The organism is Rhodococcus sp. ENV425, from assembly GCF_002887785.1.
Lineage (GTDB): Bacteria > Actinomycetota > Actinomycetes > Mycobacteriales > Mycobacteriaceae > Rhodococcus > Rhodococcus aetherivorans.
Genome location: NZ_PCZU01000280.1, coordinates 9,492 through 10,864, shown reverse-complemented (window position 1 = coordinate 10,864; position 1,373 = coordinate 9,492). Strand labels below are relative to the sequence as shown.

The following is a 1,373-nucleotide window of genomic DNA, read 5'->3' as shown; positions in this document are numbered from 1 at the left end:
GTGCCGATCCTGCCGGTGCTGCTCGACAGCGGCGAGCCCGCCGGGGGCGGCGGGCTCCTCGCACACGCCGAAGTCGCGGTGCACACCGCGACCGGCCCCGAGGGCACCCGCCTGAGGTGTACGTACGCCGCCGACCTCTTCGACGCCGATACGGTGCGATCGTTCTGCGAACGTTTGCTGCGGATCCTCGACGCCGTCACCGCCGACCCGACGGCACCGATCGGGGACGTCGACATCGTCTTCCCCGACGAAGCCGCGGAGCTGAGCCCGGTCCGCGGACTGCCCGGCTCGTCCCCACAGCTGTGGCCCGAGATCCTCGCCTCCGTGGCCGCGCACGTGCCCGACGCGACGGCCCTGGAATTCGAGGGCCGCACGATGACGTACGGGGAGCTCGACGCCTGGTCCAACCGGGTCGCCCGGGTGCTGATCGACGCCGGCGCCGGCCCGGAGACGTTCGTTGCCCTCGGCATCGCCCGGTCCCTCGAATCCGTGGCCGCGATCTGGGCGGTGGCCAAGTCCGGCGCCGCGTACATGCCGGTCGACCCCGCCTACCCGGCCGAGCGGATCGAGTACATGCTCGCCGACTCCGGGGCCGTCCTCGGCGTGACCACCACCGCCCACCGCGACGGCTTGCCCGCCGACGTGCCGTGGCTGGTGCTCGACGACGCGGAGTTCGTCGCGGCGCTGGACTCGGTCTCCGACGGGCCGCTGTCGGACCTCGACCGTCACGGCGCGCTGCATTTCGACCATCCCGCCTACCTGATCTACACCTCCGGGTCCACCGGCCGCCCGAAGGGCGTGGTGGTGCCGCACCGCGGGCTGGCGAACCTGTGCGCCGAACTGCACGGCCGGCACAGCCCCACCCCGCACTCGCGGGTCTCGCACTTCTCGTCCCCGAGCTTCGACGCCTCGGTGTACGAGTACATGACCGCGTTCGCGATCGGCGCCACCCTCGTCGTGGTGCCCCCGACGATCTACGGCGGCGAGGAACTGGCCCGCTTCTTCCGCGAGCAGCGCATCACCCACGCCTTCTCCACCCCCGCGGCGCTGGCCTCCGTCGATCCGGAGGGCGTCGCCGCCGAGTCGGTCACCGTCGCCGGCGACGCGTGCCCGCCCGAACTCGTCGCCCGCTGGTCCCGGGGCCGGCGGATGTTCAACGCGTACGGCCCGACCGAGTGCACGATCGTCGTCAACATCTGCGGTCCGCTCGCGCCGGCCCCCACGATCCCGATCGGCACCCCCGTGCGCGGCACGCACGAGGTCGTCCTGGACTCCCGGCTGCGGCCGGTGCCGATCGGCGTCGCCGGCGAGCTGTACATTGCCGGCCCGGGTATCACCCGCGGCTACCGCGGCAAGCCCGGGCTCAGCGCCGG

1 protein-coding gene is annotated in these 1,373 nt (G+C 73.3%); it reads left to right on the top strand.

What is annotated here, in order from left to right; all coding sequences use genetic code 11:
• A partial coding sequence (locus tag CQZ88_RS30085) for an AMP-binding protein (RefSeq protein ID WP_219727538.1) occupies positions 1-1,373 on the top strand: 1,373 nt, incomplete at both ends.